Origin of the sequence: Streptomyces scabichelini (assembly GCF_011045015.1) — a bacterium.
GTDB lineage: Bacteria > Actinomycetota > Actinomycetes > Streptomycetales > Streptomycetaceae > Streptomyces > Streptomyces scabichelini.
In genome coordinates this window covers 1-21,082 of the sequence record NZ_JAAKZY010000056.1, presented here as the reverse complement: position 1 = coordinate 21,082, position 21,082 = coordinate 1, and the positions used below count along the sequence as shown (strand labels likewise).

Sequence of the window (21,082 nt, the reverse complement as noted above, 5' to 3'; positions counted from 1 at the left end):
CTCTCATCGCACGACCGCCTGTTCCACCAGCAGCTTCGCGGCGGCCGCGATCGACTCGGCGTCGATGCCCGCGGCGTGCAGCTGCTCGGCGGGCGATGCCGAACCGGGCATGGTGCGCACGGCGAGGCGGACCAGCCGGGGCATCGGACGGCCGTCGAGGAAGGCGTCGAGGATCGCGTCGCCGAGGCCGCCCTCCTCGCGGTGGTCCTCGACGCTGATCAAACAGCCGGTGTGTTCGGCGGCCTCCCGCAGGGTGAGTCGGTCGACGGGCTTGACGGAGTAGAGGTCGATGACCTGGACGGGGATGCCGTCGTCCGCGAGCCGGTCCGCGGCGGCCAGGGCCTCGTGCACCGTCGCTCCGGCGGCGACCACGGTCAGCCGGTCCTGGGCGGAGACGCGCAGCACCTTGCTGCCGCCGACGGGGAACTCCTCGTTGGGGCCGTAGATCACCGGCGAGGCACCGCGTGAGGTCCGCAGGTAGCGGATCCCCTCGCAGCCCGCCATCGCGGCGACGAGCTTGGCCGTCTGGTTCGCGTCACACGGGTACAGCACGGTCGAGCCGTGCACCGCGCGGAACATCGCCAGGTCCTCCAGGCCCATCTGCGAGGGCCCGTCCTGGCCGATCGCGACGCCCGCGTGCGAACCGATCAGGTTGATGCCGCTGCCGCTGATCGACGCCATGCGGATGAAATCGTGGGCGCGGGTGAGGAACGCGGCGAAGGTCGAGGCGTACGGCACCCAGCCGCGTGCCGCGAGGCCCACGGCGGAGGCGACGAGCTGCTGCTCGGCGATGTAGCACTCGAAGAACCGGTCGGGGTGCTCCTTCGCGAAGAACTCGGAGCGCGTCGAGTCGCTCACCTCGCCGTCGAGGGCCACGATGTCGCCGCGTGCCGTGCCGAGCGCGGTGAGCGCCTGGCCGAAGGCGTCGCGGGTGGCGACCTCGTCGCCGGTCTCGTAGCGCGGCAGGTCCAGATGCCCGGTCCGTACGGCGTGCAGCATCCGGGCGGCGGGCGGCGGTTGGACCTCGACGCGGACGTCGTGCACACCGCCGAGTTCCTCGATCGCCTCGTCGGCGTCCTTGAGCGGCTTGCCGTGCAGCCCCTCGCGGTCCTGGACGTCCTGGACGCCCTTGCCCTTGAGGGTGCGGGCGAGGATCGCGGTCGGCTGCCCGACGGTGGAGATGGCCTCGCCGTACGCGCGGTCGACGGCGTCCACGTCGTGTCCGTCGACCTCGATCGTGTGCCAGCCGAAGGCCTGGAAACGGCGTGCGTACGCGTCGAGGTCGTGGCCGTGCCGGGTCGGGCCGCGCTGTCCGAGCCGGTTGACGTCGACGATCGCGGTGAGGTTGTCGAGATGCTCGTACGCGGCGTGCTCGGCCGCCTCCCACACGGAGCCCTCGGCCAGTTCGCTGTCACCGCACAGCACCCACACCCGGTAGCCGACCCGGTCAAGACGCTTGCCCGACAGGGCGATCCCGACGCCGACGGGCAGCCCCTGCCCGAGCGAGCCGGTGGCCGTCTCGACCCACGGCAGCCGCCGCGGCGTCGGATGCCCCTCCAGCCGGCTCCCGAGCCTGCGGAAGGTCATCAACTCGGTCTCGTTGATGGCCCCGGCCGCCTTGTACGCGGCGTACAGCAGAGGCGAGGCATGCCCCTTGGAGAGGATGAACCGGTCGTTCCCGGGATGGGCGGGCCGCTCGAAGTCGTAACGCAGATGCCGAGCAAGCAGCACCGCGATCAGATCGGCGGCGGACATCGAGGAAGTCGGATGCCCGGACCCCGCCGCAGCCGACGCACGCACACTGTCGACACGCAACTGCTGCCCGAGCTCAACGAGTTGACGGGACTTCATGAGTCTCCCTCCGGGTGCCTGTCGGAGCGGGGGCCTGCCGGCCGGGCGGGACGGGGGTTGTCGGAACCGGACGCCTCCGGCGCGGCGGGGGCGGACGTGCCGGAGCGGGACGCCTCCGGCGCGGCAGGGGCGGACGTGTCGGAGCCGGATGCCGCTGGCCGGCCGGGGCCGCCCGGACCCGACACCTCCCGCTCGGGCGCCAGCCCCTCGGGACCAGATGCCATCGGCCGACCGGAGCCGGGGCCGCCCGGGCCGGACACCCCCGGCTCGGCAGAGGCGGACGTGTCGGAACCGGATGCCGCTTGCCGACCGGAGCCAGGTCCGCCGGAACCGGACGCCATGGGCTTGTACGCGGTCGACGACTCAACCGGGCCGGACGCCGCAGGGCTGCCGGAGGCTGGCTCGTCGGTGTCGGACGTCGCGGGCCCGCCAGGGTCGGAAACGGCTGGACGGGAACCGTCGGCGGCGGGGCCGTCATGACCCGGTTCCGTCGCGTTCGTCGCGTCGGCAGAACCGGGCTGGTCGCCACCCGGCGCCCCCGGCCGCCCGGGATCCGGCACCGCCGACTTCCTCGGGCCCGTCGCCCCCGGCCTGCCGGGATCCGGGACCGCGTGGGTGTCGGCCAGGGATGTCGCGGCGGGCGTCCCGCGCGTGACCGGAGCGGGGCGGTTCTCCGGTGCGCCCGCCACCCGGGCCAGCTCCGGTGAGGCCGTGTCCAGTGGTACGGACCAGGAGCGGACCAGGCCCAACTGGACGGCCTGGCGTGGGAGTACGGCGTCCAGGAACCAGTCGGCGGCGACCCGGATGCGGTTGCCGGGCATCGCGGCCAGGTGGTAGCCGCGGGTGACGGCCCCGGCCAGCGGGCCGGACAGCGGAACGCCGAGCGGGTTGGCGGCGGCCTTCACGCCACCGAGGTCGACGGTGAAGCCCATGTCACGGTGGCGGTATTCGCGGCGCTCGCCGAAGCCGAGCGACGCGGCGACGTTACGGCCCGCGACCTTGCCGTGCCGCCAGGCGTGCTGGGCGGTCATCGGCGTGTATTGGCCCGGCTTCTCCAGATCCGGCACGGCGGCCGCGTCGCCGCACGCGAACACCTCGGGGTGGCCCGGAACCTGGAGGTACGGGTCGACGAGCAGCCGGCCGCGCTCCAGCGGCCGCCCGAGCCCCTCGACCAGCGGATCGGGCCGAACCCCGACACACCACACAAGGGTGCGGGTGTCGATGAACTCCCCGTCGCTGAGCCGGACTCCGGTCGAGGTCGCCTCCTCCACGGAGGTCCCGGTGCGGACCTCGACCCCACGCCTCCGCAGCACGCGGTCGGCGGTACGCGAGAGGCGTTCGTCGAGCTCGGGCAGGACACGCGGGGCGATGTCGAGCAGCATCCAGCGGGGCCGTATGCCCTGGCGCAAGGGCTGCTTACGGACCAGCGCGTCGGTGAACAGCTGTCCCTGCGCGGCGACTTCGGTCCCGGTGTAGCCGGCGCCGACCACCACGAACGTGCAGCGCGACGCGGAGCTCTTGGGATCGTCGGAGGCGGCCGCGAGCTCGACCTGCCGGGTCACGTGATCGCGCAGGTACAACGCCTCGGGCATCCCCCGGAAGCCGTGCGCGTGCTCGGCGACACCGGGCACCGGCAGCAGCTTGTTGACGCTGCCGACGGCCAGCACGAGCCGGTCGTACGCGAGAGTGCCCCCGTCTCCCTCGGGGTCCGTGTAGTGCACGGTGTGCCCTTCGAGGTCGATGCCGTCGGCCTCGCCGAGCACCAGCCGTACGCGCGGCAGGGTGCCGGACAGCGAGACGGTGACACGACGCGGTTCGAGCACCCCGGCGGCGACCTGGGGCAGCAGGGGCAGATACAGGAAGTAGTCCGTCGGGTTCAGCAGGGTGATGTCGGCCTTGCCCCGGGTGATCCGGGACAGGGTGCGCGCGGTCTGGTACCCGGCGAAGCCGGCACCGACGATCACGACGCGGGGTCGACTCATGGTTCGCCTCCGGCGGGGTCGCTCGTACGGGCTTTCCGCGTCCCCCCGGCCCGGGCACCCAAACGTCGCCCGCACCCGGGCAGTGGCGACCGCCGCCCGCCCTGGACAGCGGCGTTTCGCGCCGGACCCCGGGGATACCCGGACCAGGACCTCGAACCGCCCCGTCGCGGAGGTGCCCGCCATGGTCGAGTACGGCTGTTTCCTGTCGACCGAGGAGTTCGGTCCCAGCGATCTGATCGAACAGGCGAGGATGGCCGAGCAGGCCGGTTTCCAGTCACTGTGGATCTCGGACCACTACCACCCGTGGAACGACGCACAGGGCCAGAGCCCCTTCGTGTGGTCCGTGATCGGCGCGCTCTCCGAGGCCGTGTCCCTCCCGATCGGCACGGCGGTCACCTGCCCGACCATACGGATGCACCCGGCGGTGGTGGCGCAGGCCGCGGCGACCAGCGCGGTGATGACGAACGGCCACTTCCGGCTCGGCGTCGGCAGCGGCGAGGCCCTGAACGAGCACATCCTCGGTGACGCCTGGCCGCCCGCGCACGTCCGCCTGGAGATGCTGGAGGAGTCGATCCAGGTGATGCGCCAGCTCTTCACCGGCGACGAGATCAACCACTCCGGGCCCCATTACACGGTCCAGAACGCCCGCCTCTACACGGTCCCCGACGAGCCCGTCCCGATCGACATCTCGGGCTTCGGACCGCAGGCGACCGCGCTCGCAGCCCGCGTCGGCGACGGCTACATCACGATGATGCCGGAGGAGTCGATGGTGGAGCAGTTCCGCAAGGGCGGCGGAGGCGGCAAGCCGGTCAGCGGCGGCACGAAGGTCTGTTACGGCCAGGACCGCGACGAGTGCGTACGCACCGTCCACCGGCTCTGGTCCAACCAGCTGCTGCCAGGCGAGATGGGCCAGGTACTGCCCTCGCCGCGGCACTTCGAGCAACTGGAGCCCCTGATCACCGAGGACATGGTGAGCCAGAACGTGGTGTGCGGGGACGACGTGGACGAACACGTCGGCGCCCTGAACGCGTTCGCGGAGGCCGGTTTCGACCGGATCTACGTCAACCAGATCGGCCCCGACCAGCGCGGTTTCTTCGACTTCTACCGCACCAAGGTGCTGCCCCAGCTCCAGCAGGGGGTCCGCTGATGCCGGTCCACCGGCTCGATGGTTTGTCGAGGCTCTCGGTCCAGACGGTTTCTCCTCTCCCGGCCGTCTGGACCGAGTCGAGCGCTCCGCTGGACGTGCGGTTCGAGTCTGCGGGTCCGTTGTGGCTGGTCGCGCCCACGCGGCGGAGCCGCATATGTCACAGCCCCGCGCCCCTGAAGGGGCGCGGACCTCGGCAAGTCGGGTTAGGTGTCCGGTGAATCTCAAGCTGGATATCCAGCCGCCCGTCGTGTCCACGTACACCGTTCCGACCGACGCGCCAGAGGCGGACGGCACGCTCGCCTGGGACACCACGACGATCGTGATCGTCGAGGTGGCCGCGGGCGACGCGACCGGCACCGGCTGGACCTACGGCCCTGCCGCCGTCGGGGACCTGCTGCGCGAGCAGCTCGCGCCGGTCGTCACCGGATGCGACGCCTTCGACATCCCGGCCGCGCACGACACCATGTGCCGCACGGTGCGCAACGCGGGCCGTCCGGGCGTGGCGGCCTGCGCCATCTCCGCGCTCGACATCGCGCTGTGGGACCTCAAGGCCCGCCTCCTCGAACTCCCCCTCGTACGCCTCCTCGGCGCCGCCCGCGAGGCCGTGCCCGTGTACGGCAGCGGAGGCTTCACGACGTACCACGACACGCATCTGGCGGCCGAGCTGAACGGCTGGGTGCACGGTCAGCACATCCCCCGCGTCAAGATCAAGATCGGCGAGAGCTGGGGGCGGGCGGTCACCCGCGACCTCGCGCGCGTCCATACCGCGCGAGAGGTCATCGGCCCGGAGACCGAGCTGTACGTCGACGCGAACGGCGCCTACACGCGCAAGCAGGCGGTACGCGTCGGGGGCGCGCTAGCCGAGTACGGGGTCGGCTGGTTCGAGGAACCGGTGTCCTCGGACGACCTGACGGGTCTGCGGCTCGTCCGCGACGCGCTGGTCTGCGACGTCGCGGCGGGCGAGTACGGCTACGACCTCCCGTACTTCGCCCGCATGATCGCGGCCGGCGCGGTCGACTGCCTCCAGGTCGACGCCACGCGCTGCGGCGGTCTCACCGAGTTCCTCCGGGCCGCCGCCCTCGCCCAGTCCCACGGCCTGGAGATCTCCTCCCACTGCGCCCCGCACGCCCACGCCGCGGTCGCAGCGGCCGTCCCCAACCTCCGCCACATCGAGTGGTTCCACGACCACGTCCGCATCGAGTCGATGTTCTTCGACGGCGCCCTGGACCCCACGGGCGGCGCGGTCCACCCGGACGGCGGCGTCGGCCACGGCTTGACGCTACGGACGGAGGAGGTGGAGGAGTTCCGGGTGGCGTAGGAAGGGAACCGCGCCCCGTGACGGGGCGCCCCGTAAGGGGCGCGGGGAACTGCGCGACCAGCGCCCCGTCGCCCCGTCAGGGGCGCGGGGAACTGCGCGACCAGCCCAAGACGGCCCGCGGATTCCGGACCGCCCTTACCCCACCGCCCTTACCGCCTTTCCGAGCGGAGCGCCCTCGCGGCAAGCGCAATCGTCCCACCAGCGGCCAGCGCCACGGCGCCCATCCGCCCCCGGTTCCGGGACACCCACTCCTGCGAACTGCCCGGCAGCGCCTCGCTGTCGAAGCGACCGTGCGCACCGAAGTCGCGGCCGTGCGGCCCGTCGGCCGGGGACCACAGGTTGCCGTAGGTGTCGTGCCGGCCCTCCTCGTGCTGGGCGTCGAACGCCGTGCGGGCCAGATAGCGGTCGAGGAGACCGGGGGCGACGGCGTTGGCCAGCAGCGTGGCGGCCGTGGAGCCGCCCACCCAGTACTCGCGGCGTCGCGGATGCGCGGCCGCGTGCACGATGGCCCGGGCGGCGACCTCCGGCTGGTAGATGGGCGCGACGGGACGGACCCGGCCCGGCATACGGCTCAACACCCAGTCGAACTGAGGGGTGTTGACCGCGGGCAGCTGCACCATCGTCGTCCGCACCCGCGAGCCGTCGTGCAGCAGCTCGCAGCGCAACGACTCGTTGAAGCCCTGAATGGCGTGCTTGGCCCCGCAGTACGCGGACTGCAGCGGAATCCCCCGGTACGCGAGCGCCGAACCGACCTGCACGATCGCGCCCCGGTCCCGCGGCAGCATGTACCGCAGCGCGGCCCGAGTGCCGAACACATAGCCCAGGTACGTCACTTCGGTCACCCGGCGGAACTCGTCCGGGGTGGTCTCGGTGAACGGCGCGTAGACCCCGGCGAAGGCGTTGTTGACCCAGACGTCGATCTGCCCGAAGGCGTCGATCACCTGCTGGGCGGCGTCCTCTACGGCCTTGGCGTCGGCCACGTCGACGGAGACGACGAGCGCCTCACCCCCGGCCCGTGTCACTTCGTCCGCCGCCGCGGCCAGTCCGTCGCGGCCCCGGGCGAGCAGGGCCACCCGGTCGCCACGGGCGGCGAAGGCCCGGGCCGTGGCCCGGCCCACGCCGCCGCTGGCCCCGGTCACCACGACGGCCCTGCGGCGCGACACGGCTCACCTCGCCGGGTCGTCCGGCGACCCGGGATCCGCCGGACCGCCGCCCGGCGCCCCGGGCGCACCCGCGCCGGGTGCACCGGGCACCCCTGCCGACCCGCCCACGCCGCCGGGCGCGACGGGCGGCACCGGCGGGATCGTAGGTCCGGGGACCTTCCCGGACGGTGTACCGCCGACGACGCCACGCTCACCGTGGGTCTCCTCGGCGGCCCGCTCCGGGGTGGGCCGGGACGCCGAGGGCCGCGCCGCTCCCCGCAGCACGTACGCCACCGCGCCCAGCACGGCGGCGGTGATCAGTGCGGCCGCCCAGTCGGGCAGGCCGAGCGCGAGCAGCAGCCCAAGGGTGAGGGCCAGGGCTGCGCCGGCGTAGAGGGCGACGGCGCCGGACGCTGCGTACAGGGCGGCGGCGCGGCGCTGTTTGCGGGTCTGCTCGCGCAGTTCGTCGCGTACGGCGTCACGGGCCACCTGTGCCAGCTCGTCGACCAGGTTCTTGTCCAGGTGTTCCAGGTGATCCATGCGGTCCATGGCGGCCGGGTACCCGCGCCGCCGCGCGCGTAACGCCGACTGCGGCTGCCGTACGAGGCCGGCCACGGCCGGTGTACGAAGAGGAGGCGGGGGCAAGGATCCGGCCGAAACGATCTCGTTTCCGGCCTGCCCCAACTAGGCTCGTGCGCATGGAGATTCTGGGAGCCACGCTGCGCATCTGCGTCGACGACCTGGACGCTACGGTCCCCTTCTACGAGAAGCTGGCGGGCGGCAGAGCGCACCGCTTCGAGCGCGGCGGCGTGTCGGTCGCCGCGGTCGGCTGCTTCCTGCTGATGAGCGGACCGGCGGCCGAGTTGGAGGTGCTCCGTAAGGTCGCGGCGACGATCGCCGTGAAGGACGTCGACGAAGCCCGTCAGGTGCTCATCGACTCGGGCGCACAGGTCCTCGCCGGGCCCGTGGCCACGCCGGCCGGACGCAACCTGATCGCGCTGCACCCGGACGGCACGGTGTACGAGTACGCGGACCGGGGCGCGACCGAATAGTCCGCCCCCGGACCACTCGCGTCAGTCCGTCCTCACATCACATCGTCCTCACGTCAGTTCGCCTCACGTCAGCTCGTCCTCCCCGAAGTCCTCCTCGTCCCTGATCCGCACCGCGTCCTCCTCGGCCGAGAGCCCCCGGGTCGCGCCCTCCTGTGCGTACACGTCCTGGTTGCGCGGCAGATCGGGGTCCGGCTCGTCGTAGAGCAGTCCGGCCTGCTCCTCGGGCGGCCCCGGTTCGCCCTCGGCATCGACCTCGGGCTCCTCGTCCGCGAGCCGCTCGTCGAGCGTTTCGCGCTGGATCGCCTCGTTGGAGGTGGTGTCGCGCTCCTCTGCGATCGTCGGCTCGTCCCCGGCCACGGGCAGCTGCTGCGGATCGCTGGACTCCTGCTGCTCGGGTGTGCCGTCCTGCAGGTCCGGGATGCCCTCGTCCTCGGGGTCGGCCCCGGGATCGTGCGGCCTGGTGTTCATGGGATCCGCCTCCTTCCCGACGTGCGGGATCACCCGGGTTCCCATGGGCCGCGGGGTTCACACAAGGAGCGCCCCGTAGGGGCGCGGGGCTGTATCAATATGCGGCTCCGCCGCGTGGGCGCGATCAGCCACAACGAACCCGCAGCTTCGAACCGCCCTACCAGCGGAGCGTCTCCGCGGTGACGGCCCAGCGTTCGTGGTCCCGCCAGGCGCCGTCGATGAAGAGGAAGTCCGGCGAGAAGCCTTCGAGCCGGAAGCCACAGCGGCGGGCGAGCGCGATCGACGCGGCGTTGTCCGGCTGGACGTTGATCTCCAGCCGGTGCAGACCGAGCCTGCCGAACGCGTGCCGCACGACCAGGTCGAGCCCCTCGCTCATCAGCCCGCGCCCCGCGGCATGCGCGAAGGCGCCGTAGCCCAGGGCTCCGTTCAGGAAGGAGCCCTCGACGATGTTGTTGATGTTGATGAATCCGGCGATGCCGCCGCCGTCCTTCTCGCAGACGAGGAATCCGGTTTTCGTCGGGTCCTCGATCAGCCGTTGCGCGTACGCGGCGTAGGCGGCGGGGCTGGTGGGCGGGAACAGCCAGGGGTGATGCAGGTCCTTGCTCTCCCGCACGCGGGCGGTGAACTCGGCGCCGTCCTCGTAACGGTAGTGACGTATGCCCACGCGGGGGCCTTCGGCGAGGTACACGTCGTTGTCAGGCACCTCACCTACGGTACGCCGCACACCAGGCCGGCAGGGCTTAACGGCGTCGCCCCATGAAGTACGCCCCGCACAGCGCCCCGATCACCATCGTGCCGAGCAGCGACAGCCACAGGGGCATCGTGACCTCGGGGACGATCAGGCGGATCTCGGTGTCGCCGGTGTTCTGGAAGACGAAGATCAGCGCGAGGACGGCCAGCACGGCGACGGCGATCCGGCCGGGAGTCAGCAGGTCCTTGGCCGCGCTCTTGCGCCCGCCGTCGATGCGGCTCGCCGAGGTCTTACGGGTCATACCTCCAGGATGGCCGACGGGCGGGGGTTACGCACGGTGAGCCAGGACCAGGCCGACCGCACTGCCATGAGCAGCCCGCTCGCCCATGCTTCATGTGCCTCATCCGTCACACGCGCTACACCAGCGCAGGACCGTCCAGCGTCAACGTGCCCGCGTCCGCGTCCAGTTCGCCCCGCACCCCGAACGGGATCGTCAGCGCCCCTTCGCAGTGCCCGAATCCGAACTCCTCCACGACCGGGACCCCGAGCCCACCGAGCCGGTCGGCGAGCACGGCTCGCACCTCCCCGTACGCCCCGCAGTCCTTCCACGACCCCAGCGCGATCCCGGCGACTCCGGCGAGCCACCGCGCGCGCAGCAACTGGGTGAGGATCCGGTCGAGGCGGTACGCCTCCTCACCCACGTCCTCGATCATCAGCAGCCCTCCGCGCGCGGACGTCCGCGCGAACGGAGTCCCCAGCTCGGCGGCGAGCAGGCTGACGCAGCCGCCCAGGGTGACCCCGCGGGCAAGGCCGGGAGAAAGAGCGCGCCCGGTGGACGCGATGACCCGCACCGACTCCGGCTCGAAGAGCGTCGCCCGCAGCTGCTCCTGCGCCCGCGCGTTCTTCAGGAAGTCGACGCCCGCGACCATCGGCCCGTGCAGCGTCACGAGTCCCATGCGTGTCGCGAACGCCTCGTGCAACGCGGTGATGTCGCTGAAGCCGAGGAACACCTTGGGTCCGGCGGCCCGCAGCGCGTCCCAGTCGAGGAGGTCGACCATGCGCTGCGCCCCGTAGCCGCCGCGTGCGCACAGCACCGCGTCCACGGCCGGATCGCACCAGGCGGCCTGGAAGTCGGCGGCGCGGTCGGCGTCCGTACCGGCGAGGTAGCCGAACTCCCCGTGCCGGTCGAGGACATGGGGCGCCGCGACCGGCTCCAGGTCCCAGCCGCGCAGGATGTCGAGCCCGGCCTGGAGCCGCTCCTCGGGCACCGGGCCGCTGGGCGCGACGACGGCGACCCGGGCGCCGGGGCGAAGGCGGCGGGGGCGTACAAGGCCGTTCACTTGGCGAGCTCCAGGGTGGGGATGCCGCGTGGGTTCAGGCCGAAGACCTGGGCGTACAGGGAGAGTTCGGCCTCCAGGACCCGCACCATCGTGTCCGCGCGCCGGAAACCGTGGCCCTCGCCCTCGAAGGCGATGTAGGCGTGCGGCACCCGTCGCCCCTCCATCCGGGCCAGGAACCGCTCGCACTGGGAGGGAGGGCAGATGACGTCGTCGAGGCCCTGGAGCAGCAGGAAGGGCGCGGTGACACGGTCGGCGTGCTCGGTGGGCGACCGCTCGGCGTACCGGCCGGGCACTTCGGCGAACGGTCCGACGAGGGTCTCCAGGTACTGGGACTCGAAGTCGTGCGTCTCGTCGGCGCCCCAGCCCGCGAGGTCGAGGATGGGGTAGAGGATCGTTCCGCAGGCGTAGACGTCGGTGCTCACCAGGGACACGGCCGTGGTCCAGCCGCCCGCGCTGCCGCCCCGGACGGCGAGCCGGTCGCGGTCCGCGGTGCCCTCCTCGGCTAGCGCGAGCGCGACGGCCGCGCAGTCCTCGACGTCGACTACGCCCCACTGCTCGCGCAGCCGGTTGCGGTACGCGCGGCCGTGGCCGGTGGACCCGCCGTAGTTGACCTCGGCGACACCGATGCCGCGGGAGGTGAAGTAGGCGATCTGCAGGTCGAGGACGAGCGGGGCGCGGTCGGTGGGGCCGCCGTGGGCCCAGACGACGTAGGGCGGGAGTTCCTCGCCCGGCGCGCCACAGCCGGGGTGGTGCGGCGGATAGATGTGGGCGTGGATCTCGCGTCCCGCGGGGCCGGTGAAGGTGCGGATCTGCGGTTCCGGGTAGTACGCGGGGTCCACGGGGTCGTCGTGGGCGGCGCCGATGACACGGGCGCTGCCGACGGGGGTGCCCCCGCTGCCGATGGGGGTGCCCCCGCTGCCGATGGGGGTGCCCCCGCGCGAGCCCGTTCCAGCGTGGAGGACGGCGTCGAGTTCGACGACTTCGTACGCGCTGCGCGGGCTGGCCGCGATGCCGATGACGCGGTTGCCGTTCACCGCGAGGTTCGACGCGAACTCGGTCCAGGGCCCGGCCGTGTCGATGACCTCGCCGGTCTCCGGGTCGAGGATGCCGAGCGCGGTGGCGCCGCGCCCGTGCACGACGGCGATCAGTCCGTCCTCCAGGGGCGCGAACCAGCGTCGGCCGATCTTCCACAGCGGACCGCCGAACTCCTCCTCGCGGGGACAGAGGGGCACAGCGGGCCCGCTGCCGGAGGCACGGTAGAGGTTCCACCAGCCGGTGCGGTCGCTGGAGTACAGCAGGGCGCCGTCGGAGGCCCAGTCGACCTGGGCGATGGACTCGTCGGGGCCGCCGGCGGCCGTCCGGGCGTTCCGCAGCGTCCCGTCGCCGGCCACGTCGGCGAGCATCAGTTCCGTGCCGTCCCACGGCATCCGCGGATGGTCCCAGGCGAGCCAGGCGGCACGCCGTCCGTCGGGCGAGACACGGGGGCCGGTGACGAACCGGTGCCGGTCGTCGGTGAGTTCGCGTACGGCGTCCCGGTCCTGCTCCGCCGACCCGTCCAGCGGGACGGCGGCCACGACGCGGCGTACGTCGGTGGGCCCGTCGCCGGTGAACTCCTCCAGTACGCACCAGACTTCACCCAGCTCCAGGTGCAACTGCGGGTCCACCCAGCGCAGTCCGCCGCCCACGAGCGACAAGGGTGTGAGGGGACGCGGCTCCCCGCCCTCGTACGCGTACAGCCGCTGGTCGACGAAGTTGACGAAGACGACCAGCGGACCGTCCTCGCGCATCACCCCGGTCCAGGGCTGTCCGCCGTACTCGATGACACGGCTGCGCACGTTCCACGGGGCGGGCAGCACCGACTCCTCGGCGCCGTCGGCCCGGCGGCGCACCAGCGTGCGCCGGCCCCCCTCAGTGGGCCGGGGCTCCGTCCACCAGGCCTCGTCCCCGACAAAGCCGACGTACTCGGGATGCCCGTCGTGCGCGGCGGCGAGCGACGCCTCAATGGGCGAGGGCCAGGAACCGTAGGCCAGGGTCTGCACGATATCCCCCATTTATCCGGCTAGGCCGAGCGCAGAAAGCGGTCCAGGACACGCACGCCGAAGTGGAGCGCCTCGACCGGTACGCGTTCGTCGACGCCGTGGAACATGGCCTGGTAGTCGTAGCCCTCCGGGAGCTTCAGCGGCGTGAACCCGTATCCGGTGATGCCGAGGCGCGAGAACTGCTTGGCGTCCGTGCCGCCCGACATGCAGTACGGCACGACATGCCCCTCGGGCGCGAACTCCTCGACGGCGGCGCGCATCTTCGCGTACGTGGGCGAGTCCAGCGGTGCCTGGAGGGCCACCTCGTGGTGGTGGAACTCCCACTCCACGTCCGGCCCGGTGAGCTGGTCGAGCGTCGCGCGGAACTCGTCCTCGTGGCCGTGGAGATAGCGTCCGTCGACGTACGCGACGGCCTCCCCCGGGATCACGTTGACCTTGTAACCGGCGTTCAGCATGGTCGGGTTGGCGCTGTTGCGGACGGTGGCCTCGACGAGCTTCGCCGCCGGGCCGAGCTTGTCCAGCAGCCCGTCGACATCGTTGAGATGGTCCAGTTCGGGCTCGATGCCGTACAGCGCGGCGAGTTCGGTGAGGGCCGCGCGGACGGTCGGCGTCAGTCGCGGCGGCCACTCGTACGCACCGATCCGCGTGATGGCGGCGGCGAGACGGGTCACCGCGTTCTCCCGGTTGACCTTGGAGCCGTGCCCGGCCCGGCCCCGCGCGGTGAGCTTCAGCCAGCCGGTGCCGCGCTCGCCCGCCGCGAGGGGATACAGCTCCCGCCCGGTGCCGTCGTGGAAGGTGAACGCCCCGGATTCGCTGATGCCCTCGGTGCACCCCTCGAAGAGCTCCGGATGCCGGTCGGCGAGAAAGCCCGAGCCGTCCTCCGCGCTCGCCTCCTCGTCCGCGGTGAAGGCGATGACGAGGTCACGGCGGGGGCGTACGCCCTCGCGCGCCCACTGGCGTACGACCGCGAGGATCATCGCGTCCATGTTCTTCATGTCGACCGCGCCCCGCCCCCAGACGACCCCGTCGCGGATCTCTCCGGAGAAGGGGTGCACGCTCCAGTCCTCGGCCTGCGCGGGGACCACGTCCAGGTGACCGTGCACGAGGAGCGCGTCCGCGGACGGGTCGGTGCCCTCCAGGCGTGCGACGACGTTCGTACGCCCCTTCGTGCGCTCCAGAAGCGTCGGCTCCAGGCCCGCCTCGGCGAGCCGCGCGGCGGCGTACTCGGCGGCGGGCCGCTCCTGGCAGTCACCGCCCCCGTGATTGGTCGTGTCGATACGGATGAGGCCGGAGGTGAACTCCACGACCTCGTCGAGAGCCTGCTGGTCAGCCATACTGCTCCTCCACGGCAGCCGAGACGATCGTGGTGACCGCCTTGAAGGCACGGATCCCCTCATACATCGTCGCGCTGGTGTACGCGACCTTCCGCTCCCCGATCTGATCCACACCCGGCACGACGGTGGCCGCCAACGCCAGATGCTCGGCATCGAACTCCAGCGCCACAGTGAACGGGCCGCCGTCCACGGGCTCGTACCGCACGGCGAGCCCGACCGCCTCCTTCGCCGCCGCGCGGATGTCGGACGCGGTCCGCGCGGGTGTCCGGCACACCGCCGCGTACCGCGACACATGGTCCTTGACGGCGACCTTCAGCGCCTCGGGCGCATAGCCGAGCGCGTCCTCGCAGGCCACGTCGTCGCCCGTGACGAGGACGACGGGGACACCGTACTCGGCGACGACATGAGCGTTGAGCAGGCCCTCACTGGCGCGTACGTCATTGACCCACACGCCGGTGATCGAGTTGGCGAGATAGGTGTGGGCGAGCACCCCCTCCATGCCCGCGCCCGCGTGATAGCCGACGAACGCGATGCCGTCGACGTCCTCGTGCTGTACGCCCTCCACCATGGACAGCGACTTGTGCCGTCCGGTGAGCATCTGGGCCCGTTCGTCCAGCCGCTCCAGGAGCAGATTGCGCATGGTCCAGTGGGCCTCATTGATGAGGATTTCGTCGGCACCGCCGTCGAAGAAGCCGAGCACGGCGGCGTTCACGTCCGAGGTGAACATCGCCCGGCAGCGCTCCCACTGCGGCGTGCCCGGCAGCACATCGGCCGGCCAGGTCACCCCGGTGGCGCCCTCCATGTCGGCGCTGATGAGGATCTTCATGCTGCGTCACGTTACGCGCCGAGCCGGAAACCGGCCAGGAATGAGGATGAGCGCGGCTCCAGTCCCCGCCCCGCTCAGAAACTACAACAATTCGGACTTCTCAGACCTTCGCCGTGAGTTCTACCCTCAGCTACAGATGGCGGGCGATGGCCGGCCTGTCGACCACCGCCGCCTGTAACGAGCGGAGGCGGAGATGAAAGCGTCGATACGGCGGTCCGCGATCTTCGCAAGCGCGGCTGCTCTTGTGATAGCCGTCTGCGGTACGACGGGTACCGCCCGGGCCGACCCGGGCGATGGTGAGCTCCAGTTCGGTTACGTCCTGCCGGAGACGGGACAGCTGGCCTACCTCGGCCCGCCGCAGATCGAGTCGTTGAAGTTCGCGATACAGACGATCAACGACGCCGGCGGGGTGCTGGGCAAGCCCGTGCCTGCTGTGGTTTCCAGTGACGAGGCGGGCCAGGAGGCCGTTGCCGCACAGTCGGCCGACCGGGTCCTTGCGGCAGGCGTGGACGCGATCGTCGGCGCCGCGGCTTCCGGCATGTCGCTGGCGTTCATCGACCGGGTGACCGGAGCGGGCGTCGTGCAGTGCTCGGGCTCGAACACCGCACCCACCTTCACCGACTACGAGGACGACGGGTTCTACTTCCGTACCGCCCCGAGCGACGCCTTGCAGGGGCCCATCCTGGCGGACGTCGTCCGCGGGGACGGTCACGACCGGGTGGCCGTGGTCGCACGGGCGGACGACTACGGGCGCGGCCTGATGGAGTCCACGCGGGAGGCACTCGAGGACCGCGGTGTGACGGTGGCGCTCGCCGAGACGTACGACCCGAAGGCGACCAACTTCGACCAGGTCGCCCAGCAGATAGAGAACTCCAGGCCGGACGCCGCCGTGGTGATCGCGTTCGAGGAAGGCACCCAGATCATGCAGGGCATGATCGAGTCCGGACTCGGGCCCGACCAGATCGGTGTCTACGGCGCCGACGGACTGCGCAGCGAGGAGCTGCCCTCGCTGGTCGCACCGGGCCGGCCGGAGCGGCTTGCCGGGATGAAGGGGACCGCGCCGGCATCGGAGACGAACGAGCAGTACGTGAAGGATCTCAAGAAGTTCGCTCCGGAGCTGAAGGAGCTGCAGTTCGCACCGCAGGTCTTCGACTGCGTGACGACGATCGCGCTCGCCGCCGAGAAGGCGGAGTCCGACGACCCGGGCGAATACGTGAAGGAGATGAACGGGGTCACCAAGGGCGGCGAGAAGTGCAACTCGTTCGCCGCCTGCAAGGAGCTGATCGCCGACGGCAAGGACGTCGACTACCAGGGTGTGAGCGGTCCGCTCAACTTCACCGACAAGGGCGAACCCGGCCAGGCGACGATCGAGGTGTACGGCTACGACGACGAAGGAAAGTTGCAGACCCTGCGCACCGAGACCAGCAAGGCACAGGACTGACCGGGAAGAGCGACAGGCAGGAGTGAAAGGCAGGAGCCACAGGAACAGGAGTCAACGGGCGCGGGCGAGCGTGCCGAGGTAGAGCTCGATCACCTTCTCGTCGTGCAGCAGCGCCGCACCGGCACCGGTGTACGCGTTGCGGCCCTGGTCGAGGACGTAGCCGCGGTCGCAGAGCTGCAGGCACCTGCGGGCGTTCTGCTCGACCATGAGAACGGCGACACCCGCGTTGTTGATCATTCTGCACCGGTCGAAGACGTGGTCCTGATGGAGCGGTGACAGGCCGGCCGACGGCTCGTCGAGCAGCAGCAGCTGCGGCTCCATCATCAGCGCGCGCGCCATCGCGAGCATCTGGCGTTCGCCGCCGGACATCGCGCCGGCCTTCTGCTTCCGGCGGTCGGCCAGCACGGGAAAGAGCTCCTCCACCGCCGCGGTCCGGCGCGCGTGGTTCCTGGGCCGCAGATAGACGCCCATCCGCAGATTCTCCTCGACGGTCAGCGTGGGGAACACGTTCTGCAGCTGCGGTACGTAGCCCACGCCCCGCCGGACCAGTTCGTGCGCGGGCCGGTCGGTGACGTCCTCGCCGCGCAGTCGCACGGTCCCGCCGCGCGCCCGCAGCAGCCCGAAGACGGCCTTGACGAGCGTCGACTTGCCGGCGCCGTTGGGGCCGATCACTCCGACCACCTCGCCCGGCCGTACCTCGATGCTGCATCCACGCAGCACGTCGACACCGGGGACGTAGCCGGCGACGATGTCGTCGGCCGCCAGCACCGGCGCCTGCTCTTCGGCGGACATCGCTACTCCTCCTTCTCCTCCCCTTTCTCCTTCTCCGTCCCCTCCGTCCCCTCCGTCGTTCCGGGTTCGTCGTGCCGTTTGCCCAGGTAGGCGTCCACGACGGCGGCGTTCCGGCTGATCGTGTGCGGTGGGCCCTCGGCCACGAGGCGGCCGTCGGCCATGACGGCCACCCAGTCGCTGATGCCCATTACCACGTCCATGTCGTGCTCGACGAAGCACACGGTCAGCCCCTCGTCGCGCAGCTGGGTGATGTGTCCGAGCAGCGACTGGGCCAGCGCGGGGTTCACCCCGGCCATCGGTTCGTCGAGCAGGAGCATGACCGGCCGGGCCATCAGCGCGCGGGCCAGTTCCAGCAGCTTGCGCTGACCGCCGGAGAGCGTGCCGGCATGGTCGTCGCGCAGGGGCCCGAGCCGGAACCGGTCCAGCAGTTCGTCGGCCCGGCGCTCGAGCTCCCGCTCCTGCCCGCGCCACAGCGGTCGCAGCAGCGCGGGCAGCGCCCGCTCGCCGCGCTGCCCGGGCGCCGCGAGCAGCATGTTCTCCAGCACGGTGAGCCGGGCGAGCGTCCTGGTGAGCTGGAACGTACGGACCAGTCCTCGCCGCGCCACCCGGTGCGCCGGGGCGCCGGTGAGCGGCTGTCCGTCGAACGACCACCGGCCGCCGTCGGCCCGGTCGAACCCGCTCACCACATTGAACAACGTGGTCTTGCCGGCGCCGTTGGGCCCGATGAGTGCCGTGATGGCCCGGCGCTGCACCTCCAGATGCTCCACCCGCACGGCGACGAGGCCGCCGAAGGTACGTGTCACCTGGTCCATGACCAGCAGAGGGTCGGGTTTGCGCACCCCCGGTTCGGGCACGGTCGCGGAGAGCCGGCCGGCGTTGGAAGCGACTGTGTCAGCGGCCACTGAGCACCATCTCCTTCCGGCTGCCGAGAATGCCCTGCGGCCGGAACGCGACCAGCAGGATCAGGGCGATGCCGACCAGCGCGAAGCGCACGGCGCCGACCTCCGACGTACTGATGAGGTCCGGCGAGATGTACTCGGCGCTGATGGCCTGGCGGAGCGCGCTGTCGAGGAAGCTGAGGACGAACCAGAACAGGATCGAGCCGACGACCGGCCCGAGGATCCGCCCGGCGCCTCCGAGGACGAGCAGCGTGTACAGGAAGAACGTGACGCCCGGATCGTAGTTGTCCGGGTTCACGGACTGCACCTGGATCGCCTGCATCATGCCCGCGACCGCCCCGATGACGCCGCCCAGCACGAGGCTCTGCATCTTGTACGCGTAGACGTTCTTGCCGAGGCTGCGCGCGGCGACCTCGTCCTCTCGGATCGACCGGATGACACGGCCCCATGGGCTGTGGATCAGCAGGGCGAGCAGCAGTCCGGCCACGAGCACCAGCGCCCATCCGACGATCATCACCCAGAGATCGCGGGAGCTGAACCTCACCAGCCACGGGCCGTAGGTGCCGGGCTCTATCGGGTTGAGCGCGTAGAAGTCGTTCGCGAACCTCTGGAGCCCGAACACCCCACCGGTGACGGGCTCGGCCCAGCTGGACCGGTAGAACAGCCGTAGCGTCTCGCCCGCCGCGATCGTGGTGATGGCGAGGTAGTCGGCGCGCAGCCGCAGGGTGGGCAGGCCGAGCAGCAGGGCCAGCACGATCGCGCAGGCGATGCCGCCCAGGACACCGAGCCACATGGGGCCGTCGTACGTCGCCACCGTGATGGCGAGCCCGTAGCCGCCGACCAGCATGAATCCGACCTGGCCGAAGTTGAGGAGCCCCGTGTAACCGAAGTGCAGGTTCAGGCCCATCGCGGCGAGCGCGTAGATGGCCGCGATGGGGCCGATGCCGGAGCGCAGGGCGTCGGAGAGGATGGCCGAGAAGTCCATGGCGCACCCCTCACCCGACGCGTTCGGCCCGGCCGAGGATGCCCTGCGGCCGGACGAGGAGGACGACGATGAGGACGAGCAGCGCCCACGCGTACTGCAGGTCGACCGGGAACCACAGGGTGGACATCTGGGCGACGATGCCGATGACGAGGCTACCGACCATCGCACCGTAGGCGGAGCCGAGGCCGCCGAGGATAACCCCGGCGAACATGAGCAGCAGGAGCTTGAAGCCCATGTCCCAGGTGACGATCTCGACCAGGCCGAAGAAGACCCCGCCGAGTGCGGCCAGTCCGCCGGCGAGCATCCACACGAACAGCACCACCCGCTGCACGTCGATGCCCGACGCCTCCGCGAGGTCCCGGTTGGCGGAGACGGCCCGGACAGCCGTACCGATCCGGGTCTTCTGCAGAAGCGCGGCAATGCCGAGCAGCACCAGCACGGCGAGCAGGGTGACCGTGAGGTCCCGTGGGGTGATGCCGGCCGGCCCCAGGTCGATGGTGCTCTGGATGTCGTACTGCGCGTAGGAGGCGGGCCGGGTTCCGTACAGCACGAGCACGACATGCCGCAGCACCAGGGAGAGCCCGATGGTGACGATGAACATGTTGATCAGCCCGGTGCCCCGGGCCCGCAGCGGGCGCCAGATGCCACGGTCGACGGCTCCGCCCAGCAGGGCGCCGAAGACCACCGCGGCGATGGCGGCGGGTATCAGGTGCCAGCCCGGACCGGCCGCGGAGACGTTGAGGAAGAACGCGAAGGTGGCGCCGATCGTGACGAACTCGCCGTGCGCGAAATTGATCAAGTGGATGGTGCCGAAGATCAGCGAGAGTCCGACCGATGTGATCGCGATGATGACCCCGAACTGGATACCGTCGATCAGCGCCTGCAGAGCGCGTGCACCGAACGTGGGGCCGCGTGGGACTGCCTCACCCTGGGCCCGCGCGGAGATCGCGGGCACCGTCACAAAGACCAGGGCGAGGGCCGGTGCGAGCATCCGCTGATAGCGCACGGCGGTTCCGGTATGTCACGAACGTCCCTTGTGACTCAGTGTAAGCGCAGGCCAGAGCGGTGACTCGGGCAGGCTCCGCAGGCGCCTTTGCCCGGTGCTGTCTCGTCCGGCGGTCATCTCATCCGGCTGCCCACAGGCCTCGTACGTGCCCGAGATGCCGCGTCATCACCGCGCGTACCGCTTGCGCGTCGCGGGCGACGAGTGCGTCCAGGATCTCCAGGTGCTCCTCGGCGGAGTCCTCGAGGCGGCCCGCCGCGTCCAGCGCGTGCAGGCCGTAGAGGCGGGAGCGCTTGCGGAGGTCGCCGACGACCTCGACCAGATGCTCGTTGCCCGCGAGGGCGAGCAGGCCGAGGTGGAAGCGGATGTCCGCCTCGACGTACGCGATGAGGTCGCCGGCCGCGGCGGCCGTGACGATCTCCTGCGCGACGGGGCGCAGCGCCTCCAGGGCGACGGGATCGGCGGTGGCGGCCAGCTCCACGGTCGTGGGGATCTCTATGAGCGAGCGGATGTGGGTGTACTCGTCGAGCTGCTTCTCGGAGACGGCGGTGACCCGGAACCCCTTGTTGGGCACGGTGTCGACCAGTCCCTCCTTGACCAGGTCGAGCATGGCCTCCCGTACCGGCGTCGCCGAGACGCCGAAGCGGGCGGCGAGGGTCGGCGCGGAGTACACCTCGCCCGGCCGCAGCTCGCCCGCGATCAGCGCGGCACGCAGGGCGTCGGCGACGCGCTCGCGGTAGTTGCGCTTCATGCCGCCGAGGGCGGGCAGGGC

Annotated in this window: 20 protein-coding genes; 4 read left to right on the top strand and 16 right to left on the bottom strand. The window is 71.4% G+C overall.

The annotated features are described in order from the left end of the window. Window positions 1-3 precede the first annotated feature (3 nt). Window positions 4-1,851, bottom strand: coding sequence for a transketolase (locus G5C60_RS19240; protein ID WP_165260874.1), 1,848 nt, complete (start codon window positions 1,849-1,851; stop codon window positions 4-6). Then, window positions 1,848-3,833, bottom strand: coding sequence for an FAD-dependent oxidoreductase (locus tag G5C60_RS19235; RefSeq protein WP_165260873.1), 1,986 nt, complete (start codon window positions 3,831-3,833; stop codon window positions 1,848-1,850). The genes G5C60_RS19240 and G5C60_RS19235 overlap by 4 nt, the downstream gene beginning before the upstream one ends. A gap of 181 nt (window positions 3,834-4,014) precedes the next feature. Here G5C60_RS19235 and G5C60_RS19230 point away from each other — a divergent pair, with 181 nt between their 5' ends. Both G5C60_RS19230 and G5C60_RS19225 read left to right on the top strand, forming a co-directional pair. After that, the gene (locus G5C60_RS19230) at window positions 4,015-4,980 is read left to right on the top strand and encodes a TIGR03557 family F420-dependent LLM class oxidoreductase (protein WP_165260872.1); all 966 of its coding nucleotides are present in this window, start codon (window positions 4,015-4,017) and stop codon (window positions 4,978-4,980) included. A 214-nt stretch (window positions 4,981-5,194) separates the two neighbouring features. Further along, window positions 5,195-6,298 (top strand): enolase C-terminal domain-like protein, encoded by a 1,104-nt coding sequence (locus G5C60_RS19225; protein WP_420907386.1) that lies wholly within the window; start codon window positions 5,195-5,197, stop codon window positions 6,296-6,298. A gap of 149 nt (window positions 6,299-6,447) precedes the next feature. Here G5C60_RS19225 and G5C60_RS19220 read toward each other — a convergent pair whose 3' ends face one another. Together G5C60_RS19220 and G5C60_RS19215 are read right to left on the bottom strand one after the other, a co-directional pair. Further along, window positions 6,448-7,461, bottom strand: coding sequence for an SDR family oxidoreductase (locus G5C60_RS19220; RefSeq protein ID WP_165260870.1), 1,014 nt, complete (start codon window positions 7,459-7,461; stop codon window positions 6,448-6,450). A 3-nt stretch (window positions 7,462-7,464) separates the two neighbouring features. Beyond that, window positions 7,465-7,989: a phage holin family protein gene (locus G5C60_RS19215; protein WP_165260869.1), complete on the bottom strand. Its 525-nt coding sequence runs from the start codon at window positions 7,987-7,989 to the stop codon at window positions 7,465-7,467. Between the two features lie 149 nt (window positions 7,990-8,138). Here G5C60_RS19215 and G5C60_RS19210 point away from each other — a divergent pair, with 149 nt between their 5' ends. After that, window positions 8,139-8,492 (top strand): VOC family protein, encoded by a 354-nt coding sequence (locus G5C60_RS19210; protein WP_165260868.1) that lies wholly within the window; start codon window positions 8,139-8,141, stop codon window positions 8,490-8,492. Between the two features lie 63 nt (window positions 8,493-8,555). Here the strand turns inward: G5C60_RS19210 and G5C60_RS19205 are convergent, their stop codons facing one another. From G5C60_RS19205 to G5C60_RS19175, 7 genes are all read right to left on the bottom strand, one after another. Beyond that, a complete protein-coding gene (locus G5C60_RS19205; protein WP_165260867.1) occupies window positions 8,556-8,960 on the bottom strand; it encodes a DUF5709 domain-containing protein in 405 nt (134 codons plus the stop codon). A 157-nt stretch (window positions 8,961-9,117) separates the two neighbouring features. Beyond that, window positions 9,118-9,663, bottom strand: coding sequence for a GNAT family N-acetyltransferase (locus G5C60_RS19200; protein ID WP_165260866.1), 546 nt, complete (start codon window positions 9,661-9,663; stop codon window positions 9,118-9,120). A 37-nt stretch (window positions 9,664-9,700) separates the two neighbouring features. After that, window positions 9,701-9,952 carry a LapA family protein gene (locus G5C60_RS19195; protein ID WP_165260864.1) on the bottom strand — a complete coding sequence of 84 codons (252 nt, stop codon included), beginning with the start codon at window positions 9,950-9,952 and terminating at the stop codon, window positions 9,701-9,703. A gap of 115 nt (window positions 9,953-10,067) precedes the next feature. Beyond that, a complete protein-coding gene (locus G5C60_RS19190) occupies window positions 10,068-10,991 on the bottom strand; it encodes an LD-carboxypeptidase (protein WP_165260862.1) in 924 nt (307 codons plus the stop codon). Continuing rightward, a complete protein-coding gene (locus G5C60_RS19185; protein ID WP_165260860.1) occupies window positions 10,988-13,042 on the bottom strand; it encodes a prolyl oligopeptidase family serine peptidase in 2,055 nt (684 codons plus the stop codon). The genes G5C60_RS19190 and G5C60_RS19185 overlap by 4 nt, the downstream gene beginning before the upstream one ends. A gap of 8 nt (window positions 13,043-13,050) precedes the next feature. Then, window positions 13,051-14,364, bottom strand: coding sequence for a M20/M25/M40 family metallo-hydrolase (locus tag G5C60_RS19180; RefSeq protein WP_165260858.1), 1,314 nt, complete (start codon window positions 14,362-14,364; stop codon window positions 13,051-13,053). Continuing rightward, window positions 14,357-15,190, bottom strand: a complete 834-nt coding sequence (locus G5C60_RS19175) for a M55 family metallopeptidase (protein WP_165260856.1) — start codon at window positions 15,188-15,190, stop codon at window positions 14,357-14,359. The genes G5C60_RS19180 and G5C60_RS19175 overlap by 8 nt, the downstream gene beginning before the upstream one ends. 193 nt (window positions 15,191-15,383) lie before the next feature. Between G5C60_RS19175 and G5C60_RS19170 the strand changes: the two genes are divergently transcribed. After that, window positions 15,384-16,631 (top strand): ABC transporter substrate-binding protein, encoded by a 1,248-nt coding sequence (locus G5C60_RS19170; protein WP_165260854.1) that lies wholly within the window; start codon window positions 15,384-15,386, stop codon window positions 16,629-16,631. Between the two features lie 51 nt (window positions 16,632-16,682). On the opposite strand, the gene G5C60_RS19165 is transcribed toward G5C60_RS19170, so the two are convergent. The 5 genes from G5C60_RS19165 to G5C60_RS19145 form a co-directional block, all read right to left on the bottom strand. Next, entirely contained in the window at window positions 16,683-17,423 is a 741-nt protein-coding gene (locus G5C60_RS19165) for an ABC transporter ATP-binding protein (protein WP_165260852.1), read from the bottom strand. 2 nt (window positions 17,424-17,425) lie between these two features. After that, entirely contained in the window at window positions 17,426-18,325 is a 900-nt protein-coding gene (locus G5C60_RS19160) for an ATP-binding cassette domain-containing protein (protein WP_206439709.1), read from the bottom strand. After that, window positions 18,315-19,307, bottom strand: a complete 993-nt coding sequence (locus G5C60_RS19155; protein WP_165260850.1) for a branched-chain amino acid ABC transporter permease — start codon at window positions 19,305-19,307, stop codon at window positions 18,315-18,317. Before G5C60_RS19155 ends, G5C60_RS19160 begins: the two co-directional genes overlap by 11 nt. A 10-nt stretch (window positions 19,308-19,317) precedes the next feature. Further along, window positions 19,318-20,313 (bottom strand): ABC transporter permease subunit, encoded by a 996-nt coding sequence (locus tag G5C60_RS19150; protein WP_206439708.1) that lies wholly within the window; start codon window positions 20,311-20,313, stop codon window positions 19,318-19,320. Window positions 20,314-20,431: 118 nt separating this feature from the next. After that, window positions 20,432-21,082 (bottom strand): GntR family transcriptional regulator (locus G5C60_RS19145; protein WP_165260848.1); only part of this gene is annotated, 651 nt, incomplete at its 5' end.

Bases quoted from the DNA above. Each gene is read 5' to 3' on its own strand.
- G5C60_RS19165 (WP_165260852.1), bottom strand. From the start codon at position 17,423: ATGTCCGCCGAAGAGCAGGCGCCGGTGCTGGCGGCCGACGACATCGTC.
- G5C60_RS19205 (WP_165260867.1), bottom strand. From the start codon at position 8,960: ATGAACACCAGGCCGCACGATCCCGGGGCCGACCCCGAGGACGAGGGC.
- G5C60_RS19240 (WP_165260874.1), bottom strand. From the start codon at position 1,851: ATGAAGTCCCGTCAACTCGTTGAGCTCGGGCAGCAGTTGCGTGTCGAC.
- G5C60_RS19170 (WP_165260854.1), top strand. From the start codon at position 15,384: ATGAAAGCGTCGATACGGCGGTCCGCGATCTTCGCAAGCGCGGCTGCT.
- G5C60_RS19185 (WP_165260860.1), bottom strand. From the start codon at position 13,042: ATGGGGGATATCGTGCAGACCCTGGCCTACGGTTCCTGGCCCTCGCCC.
- G5C60_RS19215 (WP_165260869.1), bottom strand. From the start codon at position 7,989: ATGGACCGCATGGATCACCTGGAACACCTGGACAAGAACCTGGTCGAC.
- G5C60_RS19235 (WP_165260873.1), bottom strand. From the start codon at position 3,833: ATGAGTCGACCCCGCGTCGTGATCGTCGGTGCCGGCTTCGCCGGGTAC.
- G5C60_RS19210 (WP_165260868.1), top strand. From the start codon at position 8,139: ATGGAGATTCTGGGAGCCACGCTGCGCATCTGCGTCGACGACCTGGAC.
- G5C60_RS19155 (WP_165260850.1), bottom strand. From the start codon at position 19,307: ATGGACTTCTCGGCCATCCTCTCCGACGCCCTGCGCTCCGGCATCGGC.
- G5C60_RS19230 (WP_165260872.1), top strand. From the start codon at position 4,015: ATGGTCGAGTACGGCTGTTTCCTGTCGACCGAGGAGTTCGGTCCCAGC.
- G5C60_RS19175 (WP_165260856.1), bottom strand. From the start codon at position 15,190: ATGAAGATCCTCATCAGCGCCGACATGGAGGGCGCCACCGGGGTGACC.
- G5C60_RS19180 (WP_165260858.1), bottom strand. From the start codon at position 14,364: ATGGCTGACCAGCAGGCTCTCGACGAGGTCGTGGAGTTCACCTCCGGC.
- G5C60_RS19195 (WP_165260864.1), bottom strand. From the start codon at position 9,952: ATGACCCGTAAGACCTCGGCGAGCCGCATCGACGGCGGGCGCAAGAGC.